At 67.6% G+C, this 22,460-nt stretch carries 18 protein-coding genes; 11 read left to right on the top strand and 7 right to left on the bottom strand.

Going from position 1 to position 22,460, the window contains the following annotated elements:
- The first annotated feature begins 49 nt into the window (after nucleotides 1–49).
- From ACRB8A_RS08765 to ACRB8A_RS08740, 6 genes are all read left to right on the top strand, one after another.
- Nucleotides 50–1,531: a fumarylacetoacetate hydrolase family protein gene (locus ACRB8A_RS08765; protein ID WP_056599865.1), complete on the top strand. Its 1,482-nt coding sequence runs from the start codon at nucleotides 50–52 to the stop codon at nucleotides 1,529–1,531.
- A complete protein-coding gene (locus tag ACRB8A_RS08760; RefSeq protein WP_050685188.1) occupies nucleotides 1,524–2,183 on the top strand; it encodes a GntR family transcriptional regulator in 660 nt (219 codons plus the stop codon). Before ACRB8A_RS08765 ends, ACRB8A_RS08760 begins: the two co-directional genes overlap by 8 nt.
- A gap of 22 nt (nucleotides 2,184–2,205) precedes the next feature.
- A complete protein-coding gene (gene hpaE, locus ACRB8A_RS08755) occupies nucleotides 2,206–3,720 on the top strand; it encodes a 5-carboxymethyl-2-hydroxymuconate semialdehyde dehydrogenase (RefSeq protein WP_056599862.1) in 1,515 nt (504 codons plus the stop codon).
- 109 nt (nucleotides 3,721–3,829) lie between these two features.
- Entirely contained in the window at nucleotides 3,830–4,909 is a 1,080-nt protein-coding gene (gene hpaD, locus ACRB8A_RS08750) for a 3,4-dihydroxyphenylacetate 2,3-dioxygenase (RefSeq protein ID WP_056599859.1), read from the top strand.
- Nucleotides 4,910–4,911: 2 nt separating this feature from the next.
- Nucleotides 4,912–5,694, top strand: coding sequence for a 2-oxo-hept-4-ene-1,7-dioate hydratase (hpaH, locus tag ACRB8A_RS08745; protein ID WP_056599905.1), 783 nt, complete (start codon nucleotides 4,912–4,914; stop codon nucleotides 5,692–5,694).
- The gene (locus ACRB8A_RS08740; protein WP_200933659.1) at nucleotides 5,679–6,494 is read left to right on the top strand and encodes an HpcH/HpaI aldolase family protein; all 816 of its coding nucleotides are present in this window, start codon (nucleotides 5,679–5,681) and stop codon (nucleotides 6,492–6,494) included. Before hpaH ends, ACRB8A_RS08740 begins: the two co-directional genes overlap by 16 nt.
- On the opposite strand, the gene ACRB8A_RS08735 is transcribed toward ACRB8A_RS08740, so the two are convergent.
- On the bottom strand, nucleotides 6,488–8,080 hold the full coding sequence (locus tag ACRB8A_RS08735; protein WP_056599853.1) for a long-chain-fatty-acid--CoA ligase: 1,593 nt from the start codon (nucleotides 8,078–8,080) through the stop codon (nucleotides 6,488–6,490). The genes ACRB8A_RS08740 and ACRB8A_RS08735 overlap by 7 nt on opposite strands.
- Nucleotides 8,081–8,320: 240 nt before the next feature.
- On the opposite strand from ACRB8A_RS08735, the gene ACRB8A_RS08730 reads away from it, so the two are divergent.
- The 3 genes from ACRB8A_RS08730 (at nucleotide 8,321) to ACRB8A_RS08720 (ending at nucleotide 12,672) form a co-directional block, all read left to right on the top strand.
- Complete coding sequence (locus ACRB8A_RS08730; RefSeq protein ID WP_056599851.1) at nucleotides 8,321–9,415, top strand: SDR family oxidoreductase; 1,095 nt, start codon at nucleotides 8,321–8,323, stop codon at nucleotides 9,413–9,415.
- A gap of 95 nt (nucleotides 9,416–9,510) precedes the next feature.
- On the top strand, nucleotides 9,511–10,707 hold the full coding sequence (locus ACRB8A_RS08725) for a cation:proton antiporter (RefSeq protein ID WP_056599848.1): 1,197 nt from the start codon (nucleotides 9,511–9,513) through the stop codon (nucleotides 10,705–10,707).
- Between the two features lie 99 nt (nucleotides 10,708–10,806).
- On the top strand, nucleotides 10,807–12,672 hold the full coding sequence (locus ACRB8A_RS08720) for a DUF4012 domain-containing protein (protein WP_082484283.1): 1,866 nt from the start codon (nucleotides 10,807–10,809) through the stop codon (nucleotides 12,670–12,672).
- 42 nt (nucleotides 12,673–12,714) lie between these two features.
- On the opposite strand, the gene ACRB8A_RS08715 is transcribed toward ACRB8A_RS08720, so the two are convergent.
- The 3 genes from ACRB8A_RS08715 to ACRB8A_RS08705 are packed head-to-tail and all read right to left on the bottom strand — an operon-like array spanning nucleotide 12,715 to nucleotide 17,353.
- Complete coding sequence (locus ACRB8A_RS08715) at nucleotides 12,715–13,692, bottom strand: NAD-dependent epimerase/dehydratase family protein (RefSeq protein ID WP_050685224.1); 978 nt, start codon at nucleotides 13,690–13,692, stop codon at nucleotides 12,715–12,717.
- A complete protein-coding gene (locus tag ACRB8A_RS08710) occupies nucleotides 13,689–16,337 on the bottom strand; it encodes an alpha/beta fold hydrolase (RefSeq protein WP_056599847.1) in 2,649 nt (882 codons plus the stop codon). Before ACRB8A_RS08710 ends, ACRB8A_RS08715 begins: the two co-directional genes overlap by 4 nt.
- On the bottom strand, nucleotides 16,331–17,353 hold the full coding sequence (locus ACRB8A_RS08705) for a 3-oxoacyl-ACP synthase III (protein WP_050685225.1): 1,023 nt from the start codon (nucleotides 17,351–17,353) through the stop codon (nucleotides 16,331–16,333). The genes ACRB8A_RS08710 and ACRB8A_RS08705 overlap by 7 nt, the downstream gene beginning before the upstream one ends.
- Before the next feature lie 352 nt (nucleotides 17,354–17,705).
- On the opposite strand from ACRB8A_RS08705, the gene ACRB8A_RS08700 reads away from it, so the two are divergent.
- Together ACRB8A_RS08700 and ACRB8A_RS08695 are read left to right on the top strand one after the other, a co-directional pair.
- Complete coding sequence (locus ACRB8A_RS08700; protein WP_050685196.1) at nucleotides 17,706–19,139, top strand: SPFH domain-containing protein; 1,434 nt, start codon at nucleotides 17,706–17,708, stop codon at nucleotides 19,137–19,139.
- Between the two features lie 10 nt (nucleotides 19,140–19,149).
- Nucleotides 19,150–19,392, top strand: coding sequence for a hypothetical protein (locus ACRB8A_RS08695; protein WP_157370990.1), 243 nt, complete (start codon nucleotides 19,150–19,152; stop codon nucleotides 19,390–19,392).
- A gap of 10 nt (nucleotides 19,393–19,402) precedes the next feature.
- Here ACRB8A_RS08695 and ACRB8A_RS08690 read toward each other — a convergent pair whose 3' ends face one another.
- The 3 genes from ACRB8A_RS08690 to ACRB8A_RS08680 form a co-directional block, all read right to left on the bottom strand.
- Nucleotides 19,403–20,494: a DNA polymerase IV gene (locus ACRB8A_RS08690; protein ID WP_285240256.1), complete on the bottom strand. Its 1,092-nt coding sequence runs from the start codon at nucleotides 20,492–20,494 to the stop codon at nucleotides 19,403–19,405.
- 61 nt (nucleotides 20,495–20,555) lie between these two features.
- Nucleotides 20,556–21,728 carry an MFS transporter gene (locus ACRB8A_RS08685; RefSeq protein ID WP_056599844.1) on the bottom strand — a complete coding sequence of 391 codons (1,173 nt, stop codon included), beginning with the start codon at nucleotides 21,726–21,728 and terminating at the stop codon, nucleotides 20,556–20,558.
- A complete protein-coding gene (locus tag ACRB8A_RS08680; RefSeq protein ID WP_050685198.1) occupies nucleotides 21,725–22,390 on the bottom strand; it encodes a GntR family transcriptional regulator in 666 nt (221 codons plus the stop codon). The genes ACRB8A_RS08685 and ACRB8A_RS08680 overlap by 4 nt, the downstream gene beginning before the upstream one ends.
- Between the last annotated feature and the right edge of the window lie 70 nt (nucleotides 22,391–22,460).

Here is a 22,460-nt window from a genome sequence, read left to right as displayed (position 1 = left end):
GGCGCAATACTCTTTCGTATACGATTTCGTACTCGATGAGGAGCAGCTTTTGGAACAGGTCACGGACCACACGCTGGCCGGCGCCCGCAAGGTCATCGCGGTGCACATCAACTACCCCAGCCGCGCGGCCCAGCGGGGCCGGACCCCCGCCCAGCCCTCATATTTCCTCAAACCAGCCAGCTCGCTGGCGCTGTCCGGCAGCAGCGTGGAACGACCCGCCGGCTGCGAACTCCTCGGCTTCGAAGGCGAAATCGCGCTTATCATCGGCACGCCCGCACGCCGCGTCGGCCTCGAGGACGCCTGGAGCCACGTCAAATGGGTCACGGCAGGCAACGACCTCGGTGTCTACGACCTCCGGTACGCCGACAAAGGCTCGAACCTCCGTTCCAAAGGCGGGGACGGCTTCACCCCCGTGGGCCCGGCACTGCTCCCAGCGGCCGCCGTCGACCCCGCCGGACTCCGCGTCCGCACCTGGCATAACGGCAACCCCGTCCAGGACGACACCACGGAGGATCTGCTCTTCCCTTTCGCCCGGCTTGTGGCGGACCTGTCCCAGCTGCTGACCCTTGAGGCGGGCGACATCATCCTCACCGGCACGCCTGCCGGCGCCTCCGTCGCCGTACCGGGGGACGTCCTCGAGGTTGAGGTCAGTACGACGGCGGCGGGTGCTGCCGGCGTCGCCCTCACCACCGGCCGGCTGGCCACCCGCGTTGTGGAAGGCACTGAGCCGTTCGCCGACTTTGGTGCGGGGCCAAAAACCGACGACCGGCAGCGCGAGGAAGCGTATGGTTCCCGCGAAGCGGCCGGAATCCCGGCTCCGGCAACCGTATTGACCCCGGGATTGAAGGCGAAGCTGGAACAGGTGGCCACCGCCACCCTGTCCTCGCAGCTGCGCAAACGCGGGCTCAACAACGTGAGCATTGACGGGCTCCAGGCCACCCGCCCGGACCGCAAGGTGGTGGGCCTGGCCCGGACCCTCCGTTTTGTGCCCAACCGCGAGGACCTCTTCAAGGCCCACGGCGGCGGGTTCAACGCCCAGAAGCAGGCCATCGACTCCGTGAACGAAGGCGAGATCCTCGTGATGGAAGCCCGCGGCGAAAAGGGCACCGGCACCGTCGGCGATATCCTGGCCCTCCGCGCCCAGGTGCGGGGCGCGGCCGCGATCATTACCGACGGCGGCGTCCGCGACTTTACAGCCGTGGCCGGCCTGGAGATGCCCACCTACTTCGCCAACCCGCACCCGGCAGTCCTGGGCAGGCGGCACGTCCCCTGGGATACGGACATCACGATCGCCTGCGGCGGCGCCACCGTCCAGCCCGGCGACATCATTGTGGCGGACGCGGACGGCATCCTGGTGATCCCGCCTGCCATCGCCGCGGAGCTCGCGGACGACTGCATCCGGCAGGAACGGGAGGAAGCCTTTATTTTCGAGATGGTGGGGCAGGGACACAGCGTTGACGGGCTCTACCCGATGAACGCCGCCTGGCAGTCCCGCTTCGAGGAACGGGAAGCGGGCGCGCCCCATGCCTGACGGCGTGGCCACGGCCAGCAAATCCGAACAGGCCTACCAGGCCGTCAAAGCCCGGATCGTGGACGGCACCTATTCCCCCGGCTACCGCCTGGTGCTGGCCAAGATCGCCGAAGACCTGGGCGTCAGTGTGGTTCCTGTCCGCGAGGCCATCCGCAGGCTTGAAGCAGAGGGCCTGGTGACATTTGTTCGGAACGTCGGGGCAACGGTTGCCGGCATCGACCCCACCGAATACCTCTACACCATGCAGACGCTGAGCATCGTTGAAGGCGCGGCCACGGCGCTGTCAGCCCCGCTGATCGGACCGGCCGCCATTGACCGGGCCCGGGCCGTCAACGCGGAGATGCGCGACTGCCTGGACCATTTTGATCCCCTACGGTTCACCGCCCTCAACCAGACGTTCCACAGCATCCTGTTCGAATCCTGCCCCAACCCGCACCTGTTGGACCTGGTGCACCGCGGCTGGAACCGGCTGGCCTCCCTCCGGTCCTCCACGTTCCGCTTCGTCCCCGGCCGCGCCCACGACTCCGTGGCTGAACACGAGGCCCTCCTGCAGCTGATTGCATCCGGCGCCGGTGCTGACACCATCGAGAGGGCCGCGCGCCTGCACCGCTCCACCACCCTTGATGCCTACCTGGCCCAAACAAACCACTGACCAACGGACAAGGACCTCAACGATGACGACTCCTGCACAAACCACAGCCACGCATTACGTCCCCCAGGACCTGCCCGGCCACATCCAGCACTACATCAATGGCCGGTTTGTTGATTCCGTAGGTGGGGCATCCTTCGATGTCCTGGACCCGGTGTCCAACACCAACTACGCCACCGCAGCGGCCGGGCAGAAGGAAGACATCGACCTGGCCGTGGCCGCCGCCCGTGACGCCTTTGTGAACGGCCCGTGGCCCAGGATGAAGCCACGCGAACGCGCCCGCATCCTCAACAGGATCGCCGACGCCGTCGAGGCCCAGGAGTCCCGCCTGGCGGAACTTGAGACGTTTGACACCGGCCTGCCCATCACCCAGGCAAAAGGCCAGGCCCTGCGCGCGGCGGAGAACTTCCGGTTCTTCGCTGACCTGATTGTGGCCCAGTTCGATGACGCCATGAAGGTCCCGGGTGCCCAGATCAACTATGTGAACCGCAAGCCCATTGGTGTGGCCGGCCTGATCACGCCGTGGAACACCCCTTTTATGCTGGAGTCCTGGAAGCTCGCGCCCGCCCTGGCCACCGGCAACACCGTGGTCCTTAAACCGGCTGAGTTCACCCCGCTCTCGGCGTCGCTGTGGGCGCAGATCTTCAAGGATGCTGGACTCCCGGACGGCGTCTTCAACCTGGTCAACGGCCTCGGCGAGGAAGCAGGCGACGCGCTGGTGAAACATCCGGACGTCCCGCTGATCTCCTTCACCGGTGAAACCACCACCGGCCAGACCATTTTCCGCAACGCCGCCACCCACCTCAAGGGCCTGTCCATGGAGCTCGGCGGCAAGTCACCCTGCGTGGTGTTCGCCGACGCGGACCTGGACGCCGCGATCGACTCCGCCCTGTTCGGGGTGTTTTCCCTCAACGGCGAGCGCTGTACCGCCGGTTCCCGCATCCTCGTGGAACGACCCATCTACGACGAATTCTGCGAAAAGTACGCCGCCCGGGCCAGGAACATCGTGGTGGGCGATCCCCACGATCCCCGGACCCAGGTGGGCGCACTGGTCCACCCGGAGCATTACGCAAAAGTGGCTTCCTACGTGGAGATCGGCAAATCCGAGGGCCGGCTCCTGGCCGGCGGCGGCCGCCCCGACCACCTCCCCGAAGGCAACTACATCGCACCCACGGTGTTTGCCGACGTCGGGCCCGGCGCCCGGATCTTCCAGGAGGAAATCTTCGGCCCCGTTGTTGCCATTACGCCGTTTGAGGACGACTACGAAGCACTCGCCCTGGCCAACAACACCAAGTACGGGTTGGCCGCGTACATCTGGACCCAGAACCTGACCCGGGCGCACACGTTCTCCCAGAACGTTGAAGCCGGCATGGTGTGGCTCAACAGCCACAACGTCCGGGACCTCCGCACCCCGTTCGGTGGCGTCAAGTCCTCCGGGCTGGGCCATGAAGGCGGCTACCGCTCCATCGACTTCTACACCGACCAGCAGGCGGTCCACATCAGCCTCGGCGCGGTACACACCCCCAAGTTCGGCGCATAAGCACCACCCCGCCCAACTGACTCGCAGTTGTTGTCGTTATGGGCCCCCAAAACGACAACAACTGCGACCTAGTTGGGCCTCGAGACCCTTTCAACGAAGAGAGCGCACCATGACGAATTTTGTTCCCACCCCCACCGCCCCGGCTCCGGACATTGTCCGCTGCGCCTACATGGAAATTGTGGTCACCGACCTCGCCAAGTCCCGCGAGTTCTATGTGGATGTCCTGGGCCTGCACGTCACCGAGGAAGACGGCAGCACCATCTATCTGCGGTCCCTGGAGGAGTTCATCCACCACAATCTGGTGCTCCGCCAGGGCCCCGTCGCCGCGGTGGCCGCCTTCGCCTACCGGGTCAAGTCCGCCGCCGAAGTGGACGCCGCCGAAGCCTACTACCGCGAACTGGGCTGCCGGGTTGAGCGCCGCAAGGAAGGCTTCACCAAAGGCGTTGGGGACTCCGTCCGCGTAGAGGACCCGCTGGGCTTCCCCTACGAGTTCTTCTACGACGTGGAACACGTCGAACGCCTCACCCAGCGCTATGACCTCTACTCCGCCGGCGAACTGGTCCGGCTGGACCACTTCAACCAGGTCACCCCGGACGTTCCCCGCGGCCGCGCCTACCTCGAAGACCTCGGCTTCCGCGTCTCCGAAGACATCAAGGATTCCGACGGCGTCACGTACGCCGCGTGGATGCACCGCAAGCAAACAGTCCACGACACCGCCCTGACCGGCGGCAACGGGCCCCGGATGCACCACGTCGCGTTCGCCACCCACGAAAAGCACAACATCATCCAGATCTGCGACAAGATGGGCGCCCTGCGCATCAGCGACAGGATCGAACGCGGCCCCGGCCGGCACGGCGTCTCCAACGCCTTCTACCTCTACATCCTGGACCCGGACAACCACCGGATCGAGATCTACACCCAGGATTACTACACCGGCGACCCCGACAACCCCACCATCACCTGGGACGTGCACGACAACCAGCGCCGCGACTGGTGGGGCAACCCGGTGGTCCCCTCCTGGTACACGGAAGCTTCCTTGGTCCTGGACCTGGACGGGAACCCGCAACCGGTGATCGTCCGGGAGGAAAAAAGCGAAATGGCTGTCACCGTCGGGGCTGACGGCTTCTCCTACACCCGGCCCACCGGCGACGGCGCCGCCGAAGGGTTCAAGCTCGGGGCCCAGCTGTGACCCTGGACCAATCCACAATTGAGGCCATCGCGGATGAGTTGGTGGCGGCCGGCCGCTCCCGGACGCCGGTCCCCCGGCTCACTGCCCGCTACCCGGGCATGACGGTGGCCGATTCCTACGCCGTGCAGCAGCTGTGGCGGCGGCGGAACGAGGAAGCCGGCCGCACCCTGGTGGGCCGGAAGATCGGCCTCACGTCCAGGGCCATGCAGGCCGCCACGGGCATCACCGAGCCGGATTACGGCGCCATCTTCGATGACATGGTCCTCGACACCGGCTGCTCCGTGGCCTGGGACAAGTACACGCACCCGCGGGTGGAGGTGGAGCTCGCGTTTGTGTTGAAGTCAGCGCTCAAGGGCCCGAACTGCACCATTTTCGATGTCCTGAACGCTACCGACTACGTGGTTCCGGCCCTGGAGATCCTGGACTCCCGGATCGAAATGGAGGGCCGGACCATCGTGGACACCATCGCGGACAACGCCGCGATGGGAGCCATGGTGGTGGGCGGGCGCCCGGTGAAACCGGACGCCGTGGACCTCCGCTGGGTCTCCGCCATCGTCTACAAAAACCAGACCGTCGAAGAAACGGGAGTCGCGGCAGGAGTCCTGGACCACCCGGCCAACGGAGTGCACTGGCTCGCCAACAAAATCGCCGCCCACGGGGACACGCTCAAAGCCGGCGACATCATCCTGGCAGGCTCCTTCACCCGTCCCCTCTGGGTAGCCAAAGGCGATACGGTGCACGCAGACTACGGACCCCTCGGGAGTGTCACATGCCGGTTCGACTAGAAGACACCTTCCGGGACACCCTGCGCCATCAAAAAGAAAACGCCGGCAGGCCATTGGCCGGGATGTGGGTGTGCTCCGGCAGCCCGCTCATCGCGGAGCTCTGCGCCGGCTCCGGCCTGGACTGGCTGCTGGTGGACGCCGAGCACAGCCCCAACGGACTCGAATCCATCCTCGCCCAGCTCCAGGCCATCCACGGCTACCCCGTCCACACGCTGGTCCGGCCGCCGGTCAACGACACCGTACTCATCAAGCAGTACCTCGACCTCGGCGTGCAGAACCTGCTGATCCCCATGGTCCATTCGGTCCAGGACGCCGAAGCGGCGGTCGCGGCCACCCGCTACCCGCCCCACGGCGTCCGGGGCGTCGGATCCGCCCTGGCCCGGGCCGCCCGCTGGAACCGCGTCCCGGACTACCTGTCCCGGGCCAACGACACCATCAGCCTCACCGTGCAGATCGAATCAGCCGCCGCAGTCGACGCCGTCGCGGAAATCCTCGCGGTGGACGGCGTGGACGCCATCTTCCTTGGCCCCTCCGACCTCGCCGCGTCCATGGGACTTCTCGGACAGCAGGAACACCCCACGGTGATGGCCGCCGTCGAACACTGTCTCGCCGCCGCGAAGGCTGCCGGCAAACCCGCCGGCGTCAACGCCTTCAACCCCGCCACCGCCCGGCACTACCTCGACGTTGGGGCCGCCTTCATCCTGGTGGGCGCCGACGTCGCCCTCCTGGCCCGGGGCAGCGAGACGCTGGCGGCGGAATTTGCCCGGACTGACGACGGCGGGACCCCCGGCAGCTACTGACCCCCGGTCCGGGAGGCTTCGGCGTCGTCGCCGAACGACGCCTGCAGGGTCCGCTTCAGGATTTTCCCGCTGGGGCCCAGGGGCAGCTCGGTCCGCAGCTCGATGAGGCGGGGGTACTTGTGGGCCGCTAGCCGGGCCTGCGCAAATTCCGCCAGTTCCCCCGCCGTCACGGTGCTGCCGGGCACGGCGATCACAGCCGCGGCGATCTCCTGGCCATGGACCTCATGCGGTACCCCGAAAACCGCCACCGAGGCCACGTCCGGATGCTGGCTGAGGACCTCCTCGACCTCCCGCGGGTAGACGTTGTAGCCGTTCCGGATGATCATGTCGCCCTTGCGGTCCATGATGCGCAGGTAGCCGTCCCCGTCCTTGGTACCGAGGTCCCCCGTCCGGAACCAGCCGTCCACCAGGGCTTCGGCGGTGGCATCGGGCCGGTTCAGGTACCCCTTGAACAGGTTGTGGCCCCGGACCACCAGTTCGCCCAGCTCACCTGCCGGAAGCAGTTCGATGGCATCGGCCACCTCCGGCCGGGCAATGGCCACCTCCACTCCCCAGATTGCAGTACCGATGGTTCCGGGACGCGGTGTGGTGCCCACATGGTTGAAACTCGCCACCGGGGACGTCTCCGTCAGCCCGTAGCCCTCGTAGATCTCCACGCCGAAAAGTTCGCGGAAGCGATCGATCACGGCCACGGGAAGGGAGGAGCCACCCGAGATGCCATACCTCAGTCCCTCGGGGCGGCCCGGACTGGCCCTGATCGCTTCCAGGAGGGCCATGTACATCGTGGGGACGCCGAAGAAGATGTCAATGTTGTGGCGGCGCACCAGGTCCAACGCTGCCGCGCCGGTGAACCTCGGCAGCATCACCACGGTGGCCCCGGCGCGCAGGCCGGCGTTGAGCACACACGTCTGGCCGAACGTGTGGAACAGCGGAAGCCCGCCGAATATTTTGTCTCCGGCGCGGAGGTCGAATGTACTGGTGAGCAGCACGTTCACCTGCTCCACAAGCGCAAAATGCGTTCCCAGCGCCCCCTTTGGCTTCCCGGTGGTGCCCGAGGTGTACAGGATGGTTGCCGTGTCCTCCGGCCGGCGCGGCACGTACGTCCGGATAGGTTCGGTATCCGCCGCCGCGTCTTCGAGGCGTGGCAGTCCGTCCGTTGCCTCGGCCGCCAGGACGGTCAGGACCGGGGTTCCCGCGGCCCGGGCGCCCGGTTCGCCTTCCGGCAGCAGCGGCGCCGCGCAGACCAGCAGCTCCGCGCCGCTGTCCCGGATCACGTACTCGATTTCCCGTGCCTTCAGCAGCGCATGGACAGGCACCACGATGCCGCCCAGGGCCAGGACCGCGAAGTAAACGCGGGCAAAGTCGGCCACGTTGGGGACCAGGATGGCCACGGGCACGCCCGGGCCCACGCCGCGGTCCCGCAGTGCCCCGGCGTAGGCCTTGGCCTGGTCCCAGAGAGCGGCATAGGTAACACTTTCGTCACCCACGATCAATGCGACTGCGTCGGCCCTGCGGGCAGCTGACTCGGCAAGGATGGCGGCGACGGAGATGGTACCGAAGCCGTCGTTGGCTTGTTCTGTTCCCATGGCAACTTCCTTCGTGCAGCTGGTGCTGGAGTTCGGGTGTCCGTGCAGGCCGGACCCGGGGAGCCGGTCAGGACGCTGTTGTGCACAGCATAGTGCCCGCGCCAGCCCTGGGCACGGCATCCCCCACCGCGGCCGCCGGATGGGAGAGAATCGGACGGGCGCCCCACAAAGCGCCCACCGCCGGCGCCAGGTCCCACCAAAGACCGGACCGGCGCAACCCAACGACAGCCAGGAACCCCAATGACTACTCCGGACACCCGCCCAACGGACACGCCCACCCGGACAGCACTGGTGGTGGGGGCCAGCGGAATCGCCGGCTCGGCCATCATTGAGCAGTTGGAGCGGGAGGGCGGCTGGACGGTCCTGGCACTCTCACGGACCCCGGTCGCCGGCTCAACCGCGAGGCACATCGCCGCGGACCTGATGTCACCGGCCAGCCTTGCCGGGGCACTGGCCGGGGCCGAACCCACGCACGTCTTCTTTACGGCATGGGCCAGGCAGGATTCGGAAGAGGAGAACATCCGCGTCAACGCCGCGATGCTCCGCAACCTGCTCCGGGCCCTGGCCCATGCCCCGGTGGAGCACGTAGCCCTGATGACCGGGCTGAAGCACTACCTTGGGCCTTTCGAGTCCTACGGTGCGGGACCGGTTCCGGATACACCGTTCCGCGAGGAGGAACCCCGGCTGCCGGTTCCGAATTTCTACTACGCCCAGGAAGATGAGTTGTGGGCGGCAGCAGCGCGGCAGGGGTTCCGCTGGTCCGTGCACCGTTCGCACACGGTGATCGGCCACGCCGTGGGTAACGCCATGAACATGGGCCTCACGTTGGCGGCGCAGGCAACCCTGTGCAAGGAACTGGGCCAACCGTTCATCTTCCCCGGCTCGGAAACCCAGTGGAACAGCCTCACCGACATGACCGACGGGGACCTGCTGGCGGAACATATGGTCTGGGCAGCCACGACGGAGCAGGCAGGCAACGAGGCCTACAACGTGGTGAACGGGGACGTGTTCCGGTGGCGCTGGATGTGGCCAAAGCTGGCGGCCTGCTTCGGCGTCACAGCCGAAGGCTTCAAGGACGCCCCACGGCCGCTCGAAGAGCAGATGCGGGGCATGGAAAAAGAGTGGTCGAGGATCGCAGCCAACCACGGACTGGTCGAATCCGACCTGGGCAGGGTCGCTTCGTGGTGGCATACGGACGCTGACCTGGGACGCACCATGGAAGTCCTCGCGGACATGGGCAAGAGCCGGCAGGCAGGCTTCAAGGGCTACCGCCGGACTGATGATTCCTTCCGGAGGCTGTTTGACCGATACCGCGGCGACGGCATCATTCCCTGATCCGGCGTCCACACCAGTAGCGCCGCCGGACCAGGCGGCGGTAGCTTTGGACTACTTTCTTCCGCTGGGCAGCCAAGGTGCCGGAGGTGCCGCTGATGCAGGGCCTTTCCACGTCATTGGTGCTGATCGCCTTGCTGGCCATCCTGGCACCCCTGGCCGCCCGGTTCCTTGAGCGGGTAGTCAAGGTGCCCATTGTGGTCTTCGAAATTGTCCTCGGCATCCTGCTGGGTCCCAGCCTGCTGGGGTGGATCCAATCCACGGCGTTCACCGACACGCTGGCGGACTTCGGGTTGGCCATGCTCTTCTTTGTTGCGGGCAACGAGATCGATTTCGCGCTGATCCGCGGCAGGCCGGCCAACCGCGCGGCCACCGGGTGGATCATCTCGCTGGCCCTTGGAATCGCCGCCGGTTTCATCCTTGTCCCGGCAGCGGGCGCGGCAGTGATCATCGGCGTGGCGTTGTCCTCCACGGCCCTGGGCGCCCTGCTGCCCATCCTCCGCGACGAGGGCCGGTCCCGGTCGCCACTCGGCGTAGCAGTGACCGCACTCGGCGCGGCGGGTGAGTTCGGCCCGCTGATCGCCATCTCCGTGTTCTTCAGCGGCCGGCAGCTGGGCCCGGCAACCGCCGTGCTGCTGGGCTTTGTCCTCCTGACGGGCCTGGCCATTGTCCTGGCGTCCCGGTCCAGGCACACGCTGCTCCATTCCCAGGTCACCAGGACCCTTCACACCAGCGGCCAGTTCGCCGTCCGCGCCATCATGTTCATCCTCACCGTCCTGGTGGTGCTGAGCATGGTGCTGGGCCTGGACATGCTGCTGGGAGCCTTCGCGGCCGGTGTCCTGTGGAAGGTTGCCATGGCGCGGGCGCCGGAAAAGGACAGGACAGTCATCGAGGCCAAAACCGACGCGATTGCGTTCGGCTTCCTGGTGCCGGTATTTTTCATCGATACGGGCATCGATTTTGACCTGGGTGCACTCACCGGGAGCCCCGCTGCCCTGGCACTGGTCCCCCTGTTTCTGCTCCTGCTGCTGGTGATCCGCGGGTTTCCGGCGCTGCTGGCCGCTCCCGCCCATTCCACTTTCGCGGACAAGCGGGCCATCATGCTGTTCGGCGCAACGGGACTGCCGATCATTGTCGCCGTCACCGCGATCGGGAAAGACCAGGGCCTGATAACCAGTGGAATGGCTTCGGCGCTGGTTGGTGCCGGCATGCTCTCGATCCTTGCATTCCCGCTGCTGGCCCTCCGCCAGCAGCAACGGGCGACCCCGGAACGCCGGTCCCGCAAAAGTAATTAGGGGCCTGAGCATTGACACGCCGCGCTGTCAGCACGTTAGAGTCATCCACCAAGGGGGACTCCGCGACGCCGCAAGACGAAGGGCCAGGTCCGCTGGACAATGAGCACCGAAGCGCAGGAACCCTTACATCACCGGCATCTTGGCGAGCGGCACCGGGCCCGTGCGCACATCAGGCGGATCCCGCCCCGCACGTGGCTCATCCTCGCAGCGGCCGCGTTGCTCATCCTGGTCCTGGCCGCCTGGATCCGGGTGGCAGACCTGGCGTCGTCCATCGAAACCGATCTGAAGGCCGTCGCGCGGCTGATGCCTGAAATGCGGCAACAGGTGGCCGGAACGGACATTGCGGGCGCCCGGGGAACGGCGGAAAGCATCCGGCTGCATACTGCAGCGGCCAGCAGGGCCGCCCATGACCCGCTCTGGGAGGCCGCGTCCGGCCTCCCCTGGGCTGGACCGAACTTCAGCACCGTCACGGAAGTGGCGCGGTCCGCCGACGAAATCACCAGGCTGGGGCTCCTGCCCCTGATTAACGTCCTGGCGTCCCTGGATTGGGACACCCTGGTCCCGCGTGAATCCGGCACCGACCTGGAACCCATGAAAGCCGCTGCACCCAGTGTGGCTGCGGCCGCCGACGCCGTGCGGGCTTCCTCGGACCGGCTCGCAGCCATTGATGACCGAAGGGTATGGCCGCAGGTGGCCGATCAGCTGAACCTGGCGCGCGGGCAACTCCGGGAGGTCACCGGAGCCCTCAGTGCAGCCGCCGACGCAGCCAGGGTGGCCCCGGCGATGCTGGGCGCGGACGCACCGCGCAACTATCTCCTGATGATCCAAAACAACGCTGAATCCCGCGCATCAGGCGGAATCCCCGGCGCTTTGGCCGTCATTACCCTGGACCGGGGAAAACTGACCCTGTCCGCCCAACGGAGCGCCGCGGACCTCGGCACCATGACCCCGGCCCTCGGGAGCGACCCGGAGCAGCTGGCCCTGTACACGGCCCGGCTGGGCACCGCCATGCAGGATGTAAACCTGACGCCTGATTTCCCCTCCGCCGCCGCAACGGCCAGGGCCATGTGGGAACGGAAAACCGGGCAGGGGGTGGACGGTGTCATCTCCATCGATCCCGTGGCCCTGAGCTACATCCTCGCAGCGACCGGCCCGGTCAAATTCACGGGCCTGGAACTGGTGGCGGCGGCCGCCGTTGGCCTGCCAACCGAGCTGACCGAACAAAACGTGGTCCCCACCCTGCTCTCGGACGTTTACGCCAAAATAGCGCAGCCCAAAAGCCAGGACGAGTACTTCGCGGGAGCCGCCCGGCAGATCTTCGGCGCGCTGTCCAGCGGCAAGCCGGAAGCCGCCGGGCTCATGACCGCGCTGACCCAGGGTACAGCCGAAGGCCGGGTCCGGGTGTGGTCCGCGGCAACGGGCGAACAGGATGTCCTGGGCAGGTACGACCTCGGCGGATCGATCTCCGGCCCCAGCCTTGCGCCCGCGCAGTTCGGCATCTACCTCAACGATGACACCGGCGCCAAAATGGACTACTACGTGCGGCGCACCGTCCAGCTGGTCAAAGCCTGTCCCAGGGGGGGCTTCGAACAAACCACCGTGCGGGTCAAAAGCACCAACACCGCTCCCGTGGACGCAGCAACCTCACTGCCTGCCTACGTCACCGGAGGCGGGCGCACTGTGGAACCGGGTTCAGTCCGGACGAATGTTGTGGCCTACGGTCCGCTGCAGGCGAACGTGGAGGCGGTCACCGAGGACGGCCGGGCGGTGGACCTGTCGCCACACCTGCACCAGGGCCGTCCCGTGGCGGTCCATACGATCGTCCTCAAGCCAGGGGAAAGCAAAACCATCGATTTCAGCTTCGGAAAAATTCTTCAGGACACCGAACCCGAACTCGCTGTTACCCCCACCATCCAGCGCGCCGATGACGTGCTGCTCCCCCCGCTCGATTCGCCGTGCGGCTGAGCTGACGCAGCCGGCGCGGCCTTGGGTGTCGCCCGGGAACCCTCAGCGGCCGGCCGGCCCGTAGTGCGCGGCCAGTTTCGCCAATCCGTCGTCCAGCGACACAGCGGGCGTCCAGTCGAGGAGTTCGCGGGTGCGCCGCTGGTCGAACCAGTGGGCGGTGGACAGCTGCTCGGCCAGGAACCGGGTCATGGGCGGCTCCTCGTTCCGGCCGGCCCAGGTCCAGAGCCGCTCCACCACTGCTCCGCCGGCCCGTGCCAGCACACCCGGCACCGCCCAGGAGGGCGCCTTGACGCCGCCGGCGGCGCAGATGCCCGCGAGCAGCTCGCCCACTGGCCTGGGCTCACCGTTGCTGACCACCAAAGCCTGGCCGCTGACGTGGTCCATGCGGTGCAGTGCTGCCACGATGGCCGCGGCGGCGTTGTCCACGTACGTGGTGTCGATCAAGGCGGCGCCGGCGTCGAGCAGGGGCAGCCGACCGTGCCTGGCGCGGGCCAGGACCCGTTCCACCAGCTGGGTGTCGCCGGGGCCCCAGACGATGTGGGGGCGCACCGCCGCCACCCGCAGCTCCGGGCTGTTCGCCGCCAGCGCCAGCAGTTCTGCTTCCGCCTTGGTGCGGGAGTAATCGCCGTGAGCCCGCACGGGATCGGCAGGCTCCGCGGCCAGGCCGGTGATGGCGGCGCCGGAATTGGCCACCGACGGTGAGGAAACAAACACCACGTCCCGTACGCCGGCCCCGCGGGCTGCGTCCAATACCCGGCGGGTGCCCGCAACGTTCACCTCGTCAAATTCCGCGGCACGGCCGGTGAAGGAAACCTTCGCCGCGAGGTGGATGATCCCTTCCGCGCCGCGGACCGCTGCGTCAAGTTCGCCCGCGTTGGTGACGGAACCGCGGAAGTCCGTGGCGCCGTCGACTCCTGAGGGGCGGCGCTGGAAGGTGGCGACCGTGTGGCCCTGGTGGACCAAAAGGCGCGCCACCGCTCCGCCGAGCAGTCCGCTGGCACCCGTTACCAGGACCCTCACGGCTTCCCCGGCCGGCCGCCGGCCAGCACGCGTTCTGCCCACCGCGCCAGCCTGGTCCTGTCGATCTTGGCGTTGTGCCTGATGTCGGTGGGCTGCGCAGGCACCGCGAGCACCGCCGCGACGTCAACCCCCGCATCCCGTGCAGCGCCGCGGACGCGGCCGGCCAGTTCAGGCGTGGCTGGACCCGCTTTGCGGACCGGTGGGAGGGTCTCGACGACGGCCACCACGGCCTGGGTGCCGGCCGGGCCGACGCCGGTGATGGCAGCCAACCTGATGCCGGGGAGCCGTTCGATGGCCTGTTCGGCGCCCACCGGCGTCACGGTGGCGTCGGGGGCCGTGACGATGTGGGCGAGGCGGCCTTCCACCCAGAGCCGGCCTGCGGCGTCGAAATGGCCCACGTCACCGGTGCGGTGCCAGCCCGGGACGGAGACGCTTCCGCGCTGGACCAACCACAGCCTGTCGTACGCCTCTTTGACGTGTGGAGCACTGACCAGGATTTCCCCGGTCACGCCAGGCGCGGTGCTGGGTCCGGAGCCGGGCGCGGAACCATCCGCGGCAAGCGGGATGACGGCTACGCGGGCGCCTTGGACGGGCCAGCCCACGCAGACGCCGTTGCCTGCTCCTGCCACGGTGCCGGCGGCTGCGTCAGCGGCGGCCTGCCGGATCTGCCCGAGGCTGATGTCCGTGACGGGCAACGCTTCGGTCATGCCGTAGGGCGTGTGCAGGGAAGCGAGGGGCAGCAGGCGCTGCACCTGTGCCAGCAACGGTTCGGGGACCGGTGCGCCGGCGGAGAGCAGCAAGCCGATCCGTGCCAGGGCCTCCCGGCCGGAGCCGCCCATGCCGGTCTCGGTGTCGATAACGTTCCGCAGGGCCGCCGGCGAGGCGAAGACCACCGTGGCGCCGATGGCCGCGGCGGCGTCCCCCAACGCGCGTGCTGTCAGGGTCCGGGGCGCAGTGACGTCCATGTCCGGGGTGACGGACACCGCACCGAGGGCTGGTCCCAGCAAGGCGAAGGGGGCGAATCCCGCCACCAGCCGTGCGCCGGGTCGGATCCCGAACGTGCCGGCCACAGTGTCGCGCATCGCTGCCAGCTGCCGGTGTGTGTAGAGGACGCCCTTCGCGGGCCCGGTTGACCCTGAAGTGAACAGCACCGCTGCGGGGGCATCCGGATCTGCTGCTCCGATCACGTGGGTCGCGCTGGCGGGGGCACCTGCCCGCGCCAGCGCCTGCAGCGACGTTTCCACCCCGAGGAGCCGCCGGCGTGCGGCCGGAAGGTCCTGGACGCTGATCCGCCGGCCAGGCCAGCCAAGGACCGAGGCGGCGGCCAGCGCCTTGTCGATGCCGATGAGGAAATCGGCGGTGGCTCCCTTGACGGCGCGGCTCATGCCCTTGGTTCCCAGTCCTGCGTCTGCCACTACCACCACGGCTCCCAGCCGGAGGCAGGCATACAGCGTGACGGTCAGGTCCACACCGGGCGGAACCATCAGGCTGACCCGGCTGCCGCGTTCCACGCCGGCGTCGTGCAGTCCCGCAGCGAGGTCCAGGATGTTGCGTTCCAGGTCCTGCCAGCTGAGCGAGCGGTCCACTGTGCCATCCGCGGCCATTTCGGCGACGGCGGTCCCCGTTGCGGCGGGCCCTGCGGCCAGTTTCCCGAGTTGGTCCCACAGCGGCGTGAAAGCTACCGGTTCCGGCGCGGCAGGTTCCGGCAGCGCCGGAGTCCCCTGGTCAGCGAGCCATTGGAACACCGGCGTGGCAATGTCGCGGTCTTCGGCCACCAGGTGGCCGGCGCCTTCGAAGCGGTGGATAGTGGCGTTCGGCAGCCGGCCGGCGAGGTCCTTGAGGTATTTGTCGGAGAAGATCGGATCCCGGGGGCCCCACAGCATCAGGGCCGGTACTTCCAACCCGCGCAGGCGTTCCGCGACGCCGGACAGCGCAGCAAAGCTGGGATGCCCGGCGTCCACGGGGATGTCCGCCACAAAATTTCCGACGCCGGCCCGCCGGTCCGCGCCGCGGTACGGGGCCATGTAGGCGGCCCGGATATCCGGGGAGAGCGGCGGGTGGGCCAGCGCATGGGTCACCCGCAGGAACGCATCAGAGGTTGTGGTGCCCCAGCCATGCACGGCCGGGTGGAGGGCAAGCCGCAGCGCCGCCGGGATGTCCGATTCCGGCGGCTGATGCACGGCCGTGTTGGTGAGCACCACCCCGGCAAGATCGTCCGGATGCGCCAGGGCCCAGCCCAGGCTGATCACACCGCCCCAGTCGTGGCCCACGGTGACCACAGGGCCGGACAGGCCCAGGGCATCAGTCAGGTCGCCCAGATCGTTGATCCGGTCGGCCAGCCGGCGGAACGTTCCCGTCCGTTCCGAGAAGCCCATGTCCAGCTGGTCCACGGCCACCACGCGCCAGGGATGGGCGGGATTGGACCCTGCTGCCAGCAGGGTCCGCCACAGGTAGGACCAAGTGGGGTTGCCGTGGACGCAGAGTAGGGTGCCGGCAGGTTCCAGGCCCAGGCGTTGCAGCTGGGCGCTGTTGTCCAGCAGGTGCCAGCGGCGGACCGTTCCCGGCCCATCGGCTGCGGAGGTGGATGGCACATCAACTTCCCGCGGCCACTCCGGGTGGACCCCGGGCCAGCCGGCGGCTACCAAACGAGTTCCAGCATTGCGGTGTTCAGGCCGGAGCCCACACCCATGCACAGCACCCGGTCCCCGGCTTCCAGGGACTGCGCTTCGGCGGCCAGGGTCATGGGCAGGGACGCCGGACCCACATTGCCCCAGTGCGGGAAGGTGATGGGGACCTTGTCAGGATCCAGGTCGATGGCGTCGATGATGGCCTGCGTATAGGCGTTGCTCACCTGGTGGGTGACGTACCTGTCCATGGAGCCCCAGTCCCACTCGGGGTGCGCCTCGTGCCAGGCGTCCACCACAAGCTGCAGGCCGCCGTCGAGCAGGCCTTTGGTGTCAGTGGACATGCCGTCAATGCCGCCCACACACAATTCGTGATGTTCGGTGCCGGCACGCATCACGCCGCCCACAATCCGATGGGCACCGGGGTGCCGGTCCGCGGGGCCAAGCACTGCTGCCGCTGCACCGGAGCCCAGCGTCAGGGTGGCGAACTCCCGGTTGAAGTCCTCCCGGGTGGTTTCCGGCCGTTGCAGCCGGGCCAGTGTGGCCTCCTGCGTACCCTGGGCATCCTCGGCGTTGACGATCATTGCGTAGTCGATCTGGCCCGAGTCGATCATGTTGGCCGCCAGGGTCATGCCGTTGACGAATCCCAGGCAGGCGTTGGCCAGGTCAAAGTTCATGGCCGACGACGGCAGGCCCAGGCCGTGATGGATCTTCACCGCAACGGATGGCTCAAGGTTGCGCCGGGTCACCGACGTGTTGATCAACAGCCCCACCTGCGAGGCATTGATGCCGGCCTCAGCCAGGGCCTTGGCGCCGGCCTCAATGGCTGCATCATCGAAGGAGGTCCCGGCCGCCCACCAGCGCCGGTGCGTGATGCCTGCCACGCGTTCCAGCAGCCGCGGCGGGAACTTCAGCCGCTGCAGCGTGGACGCCAGCCTGCGGTCGAACTCCGTGGAGCTGACGATCATGGGAGCCTCGACACTGCTTACCGAAAGCAGCGCCGAGTTGTGATGCCGGAAGGTTGCGTTACCTGCCAATTCAAGCCTCTGTTCGTTTCCGTCCTGCGTTCCTGCGGGGACTTTACCCAAAAAGCGCAAGTCCAGAAGCTTAACTATGCTGGTGCGCGCCCGAATCTGCACATTAACCACGCTGTTGGGCCGCCAAGATGGAGCAAGATCACTAAGTTTGCTTCGCACCAGGGCAGCTGGGGCGACGGGGCGGATCGGCTGCCCGACGGCGGCCGCCAAGTGCCGCCGTCGGCCGTCTGTTGGTGCTGCAGGCAAATACCGGTCCGGCTCTGGACTCTCCGGCAAGGCGCACCCACACTGGCTGCATGGGGTGGAATTTTTACCGAGGTGCCTGTTCCATACCCTTTGAAAGGACCTGGTCATGCCGGACCTGTCAGCATTCTTTCCCCTGATCGCCATCATTCTTGGAGTACTTGTTGCGGTCGGATTCATCTGGGGGGCCACCCGGCTGATGTGGAAGGTGGCCGAACCCAACGAGGCCCTCATCATTTCCGGGCTGACCCGGGGAACGCCGGAAACCCGGGCCGGGATGGACTTCAAAATTGTCACCGGTAAGGGTGCGCTGGTGCTTCCGGGGCTTCAGACAGTGCGGGCCTTATCGCTGACGTTGAACGAGACCGAACTGAAAGTCTCCTGCGTCACCTCCCAGGGCATCCAGGTCATCGTGGAGGGCGTGGTCATTTACAAGATCGGGGATGCGCCGCCCTTCATCGCCAACGCGGCCCGGCGGTTCCTGGGCCAACAGCCCAAAATGCAGAGCCAGGTCTACAACGTTTTCGAGGGCCACCTGCGCTCCATCATCGGCAGCATGACGGTGGAGGAGATCATCCGCGAACGGGACAAACTCGGCTCGCAGGTCCGCAGCGCCAGCGGCGTGGAAATGGAAAAGCTGGGTCTTGTGGTTGATTCCCTGCAGATCAAGGACCTGCAGGACCCCACGGGCTACATCCAGAACATCGCCAAGCCACACATCGCGCAGGTGAAAATGGAAGCCCGCATCGCGGAGGCCACCCGGAACCGTGAAGCAGCCGAAAAGGAAGCGGAGGCCGCCGCGCTGATCGCGGATGCGCAGAGCATTTCAGCCATCAGGCAGTCTGTGGCGCAGGCTAACGCCGAGCGGGCCAGGGCCAACGCCGCCCAGGCCGGACCCTTGGCCGACGCCACGGCGCGGCAGCAGGTGGTGGTCCAGGAAACCGAGGTGGCCAAACTGGAGGCGGACCGGGAGGAACAGAAGCTCCAAACCACAGTCCGGAAACCCGCCGATGCCAAGGCCTACGCCAAACGCACCGACGCCGAAGGCCAAAAGGCCGCGGACATCAGCGCGGCCGAGGCCCTGGCGCGGCGCACCGAACTCGAAGCCCAGGCCAATGCCCGCCGAACGGAACTTCAGGCGCAGGCAAATGCCACCGCCGCAGCTGCCGCTGCAGGCGCCACCAAGGTCACCGGCGAGGCAGAAGCCGCAGCCACGCGGGCCAGGGGTGATGCCGCGGCCTCGGCGATCAAGGCCAAGGCACTGGCTGAAGCGGATGGCATCAAAGCGCGGGCCGAAGCGTTGGGAACCAACCAGGACGCGGTGATCTCCCAGCAGCTCGCGGAGAACATGCCCGCCATCATCGCGGCAGCGGCCGAGCCGTTTTCGCACGTGGGCCATATGACGGTCCTGAACGGCGGCGAAGGTGTGAACAAGATGCTGGGCGGCATTCTCGCGCAGGCCGGCGACTACCTGCCGGTCCTTGCGTCGGCGCTGAAAAAGGGCCAGGCGGGCCAGCAGCCGCCGGCAGCTCCCGGCGCCTGAGGAACAGCTGATGCACAGGGAAGCCGACCGGAGCCTGACCGGCCGGATCGGAAGGGTTTCCGGGCGGATCGGGCCGGGCACCATCGGCGAGGTGATGCTTTCCTACCGGGGTGGCACTGCTGCCTTCCACGCCCACCCGTTCGACGGGGTGAGCGGCTTCGCCGTGGGTGATGAGGTGCTGGTGATCTACTTCGACCCGCCGCAAACGGTGTACGTGGATGAACTCCCTGACGTGTTGCGGCATACCGGTTGAGGCCGGCGCTTCACCAGCCGCCGCGCGTTGGTGTGTGTCCGGTCCGCGCGTCGTCCGGCATGGCCATTTCGGCGCGCAGGCCCAGCAGGCGGATAGGTTGCCCCTCCTCGATCGCGGCTGACAGCTCCACCGCCCTGGCCAGGATTTCGTCCCGGTCGAAGGTTTCCGGGATCTTCTTCGCGTGTGTTGTGGTGCGGAACGGGGCGTAACGGACCTTTAATGTCAGCCCCACCACGGGCCTGCCTTCGGCCGCCACATCCGTCAGGACCCGCGCCACCAGCTCCCTGACGGCGTCCGCCACCTGGGCAGGAACGGTGAGGTCCTGCTGGAAGGTGGTTTCGCGGCTGTGCCCGCGGGCCACCCAGGGGGTGTCGTCCACCTCGCTGGCACCGTCTCCGCGTCCCAGGCTGGCATACCAGGGACCCATCTTCGGGCCGAATTCCGGCACCAGGGCCGCAGGATCGCAGGCGGCGAGCCCGGCCACGGTGCGGACGCCAAGTTTCGCCAGCCGGGCCGATACCTTGGACCCCACCCCCCACAGGTCCTTGGTGGGCCGGTTCCCCATAACGTCCAGCCAGTTCGAGGCCGTGAGGCGGAAGACGCCGGCCGGTTTGCCGAACCCGGTGGCCACCTTGGCCCGGACCAGCGTGTCTCCGATGCCAACGCTGCACTGCAGCTGCGTCCGGGCCAGCACAGCCGCCTGCAACTGACGGGCGTACGACTCCGGGTCCGCCGTGGTGATGCCGACAAAGGCCTCGTCCCAGCCCAGGACCTGGACGACGGCGGCCGGCTGCGCCCGCAGCGTGGCCATAACCGCCTCGGACGCCTCAAGGTACGCTTCCTGGTCAACAGGCAGGATCACGGCGTCGGGGACTTTTCGGGCCGCGATCCGAAGTGGCATCCCGGATCCCACTCCGAAGGCCCTGGCCTCGTAGGAAGCCGTGGACACCACGGCCCGCTCCGTAGGGTCGCCCCGGCCGCCGACAATGACCGGCCGGCCCGCAAGCTCCGGCCGCCGCAGGACTTCGACGGCAGCTATGAACTGGTCCAGATCGACGTGCAGCACCCACGGAATTCCGCTCACGCCATCAGTCTGCACCATTTCACCGAGGCGCGCGTTCCCGGCTGCTGCCTGCCCAGTCTTGAACCAGCCTGCTGGCACGTCAGTCGAGCTTGACGCCCCGGAGCAGCACCAGCGTTCCGCCCACCACAACAGCGGAGACGAGGAACACCCCCGCGGCGCCAAGTCCTGCAGCGACGGTGCCGATCGCGGCGGGCAGCACCACCTGTCCCACCCGGTTGCCGGCAAGCCGCAAGGCCAGCGCCCGGCCCCGCTGTCCCGCCGGGGCACGGGATGACAGCCAGGACATGGTGAGCGGCTGGCCGATCCCCAGCCCCAGTCCCAGCGCACCCATCACAACAAACAGCAGCCAGGCCGGCATGGGGATCGCCGCAACAGCCAGCGCCACCGTGGACAGGACAAGGCTGACAACCAGCAGCGGCATGCGCCCCATGGCCCTGGCAGCCCGGCCCAACAGGATGCGGGAAAGCATTGAGAAAACGGCCCGGACGGTCAGCATGGCACCCACGGTGGCCGCCGTCAGCCCCCGTTCGGTTCCCAGTGCGGGAAGATAGACCATCGTCAGGTCCACCACAGCCAGGACGGTGGCACTGGTGGCCAGGGCCCGGGCAACGCCAGGGGTCTTGAGCAGTGCCAGGGAACCACCGCCACTCCCCGGCGCGGCGGTCCCCTTTATGCCGCTGCTGACGCTTCCTGACACCGCAAACGTTGTCAGGAAGAGCACCAGGGCCATGCACACGGCCAGCAGGAAAATGGCCTGCGTGTCCGGGCGGATAACGGCCCCGCCCACCAGTGCAATCGCAAGCGGCCCCAGGGCCTGGCCCAGCGATGCGGCGAAGGTCAGGTATCCGAACGCCGAGTCCAGCCTGGCTGCGACGGCGTTGTTGGCCACCACAGCCTGCTGTCCCACCACACACGCCAGTTGGCCCGCGCCCAGCACGGCAGTGCCGATCACCAGGGTGACAATGGACGAGCCAGCCACCAGAAGGAAGGCGGAACTGGCCAGCACAACGGCGGATCCGATGGCCATCAGCCGGCGCTCGCCCAGGCGGTCCACCAGTGCGCCCGTTGGCACGGCAAGCAGGAGCGGGAAGACGGCGTAGCTGGCGGCCAGGAGTCCGAGGGCGTAGCCGGGCACGTCCAGTTCGAGGGCACGGTAGGTCGCGGCCGGCCGGACCAGGAAGGTGACGGCCTGGATCAGCGCGGAGTGCACCAGCAGGGCCGTGGCCGAGCGGCGGCCGAGTTCACCGATCACGGGGTGACCGGGCCGTTGCGCGTGATGGCCCGCAGGGACGCGTCCCGGGCGGCGATCACATGCTCGAACGCGATGGCAGCGGCCTCGTCCGGATTCCCGGCCGCCACGGCCGCCACCAGGATCCGATGCTGGGCCAGGGCAGCATCGCGCCGGTCCTGGGTGCTGTTGGTGAAGTGCCGGTACCGCTCCATCTGGCTGGAAACCTGGCTATGGACGCGATGGGCCCACGAGTTTCCGGCAATGCCGGCGATTTGGGCGTGCAGGGCCATCCCCTGCTGCATTGCGTCATCGGCAAACTCCACCAGGGCAGCGTTACGCGCCAGGATCCGCTCCAAGGCTTCGATGTCTGCAGCCGTCGCTTTGAGGCAGGCGTTGCGCGCCATCAGGGATTCCAGGGCCGCGCGCACCTCGTACAGCTCCGAAATCACCACTTCGTCCAGGTCCGGCACCAGCACGCCGCCCGTTGGTTGCTGCTCCAGGAGGCTTTCGGAAATGAGCCGCCGGATCGCCTCCCGCAGGGGCGTCCGGCTGATCTGGAGTTCGGCGGCCATCGCCGGTTCGTAGATCCGCTCCCCCGGCTTCAGCTCGAGCGTCAGGATCCGGCGCTTCAGCTCTGCGTAAACGACGTGGGCACCGGTGTTCCGGGCAGTTTGTTCTGGCATTGGCCACCTCCGCATACAAGTCTACTTGTATACAAGAGGCAGGAAGACCCCGCGCTAGGCTCGGGTGATG

The sequence above is a fragment of the Arthrobacter sp. G.S.26 genome (assembly GCF_050847375.1).
Classification (GTDB): Bacteria; Actinomycetota; Actinomycetes; order Actinomycetales; family Micrococcaceae; genus Arthrobacter.
The sequence above is the reverse complement of the archived record's forward strand: the minus strand, read 5'-3'. Positions and strand labels throughout refer to the sequence as shown.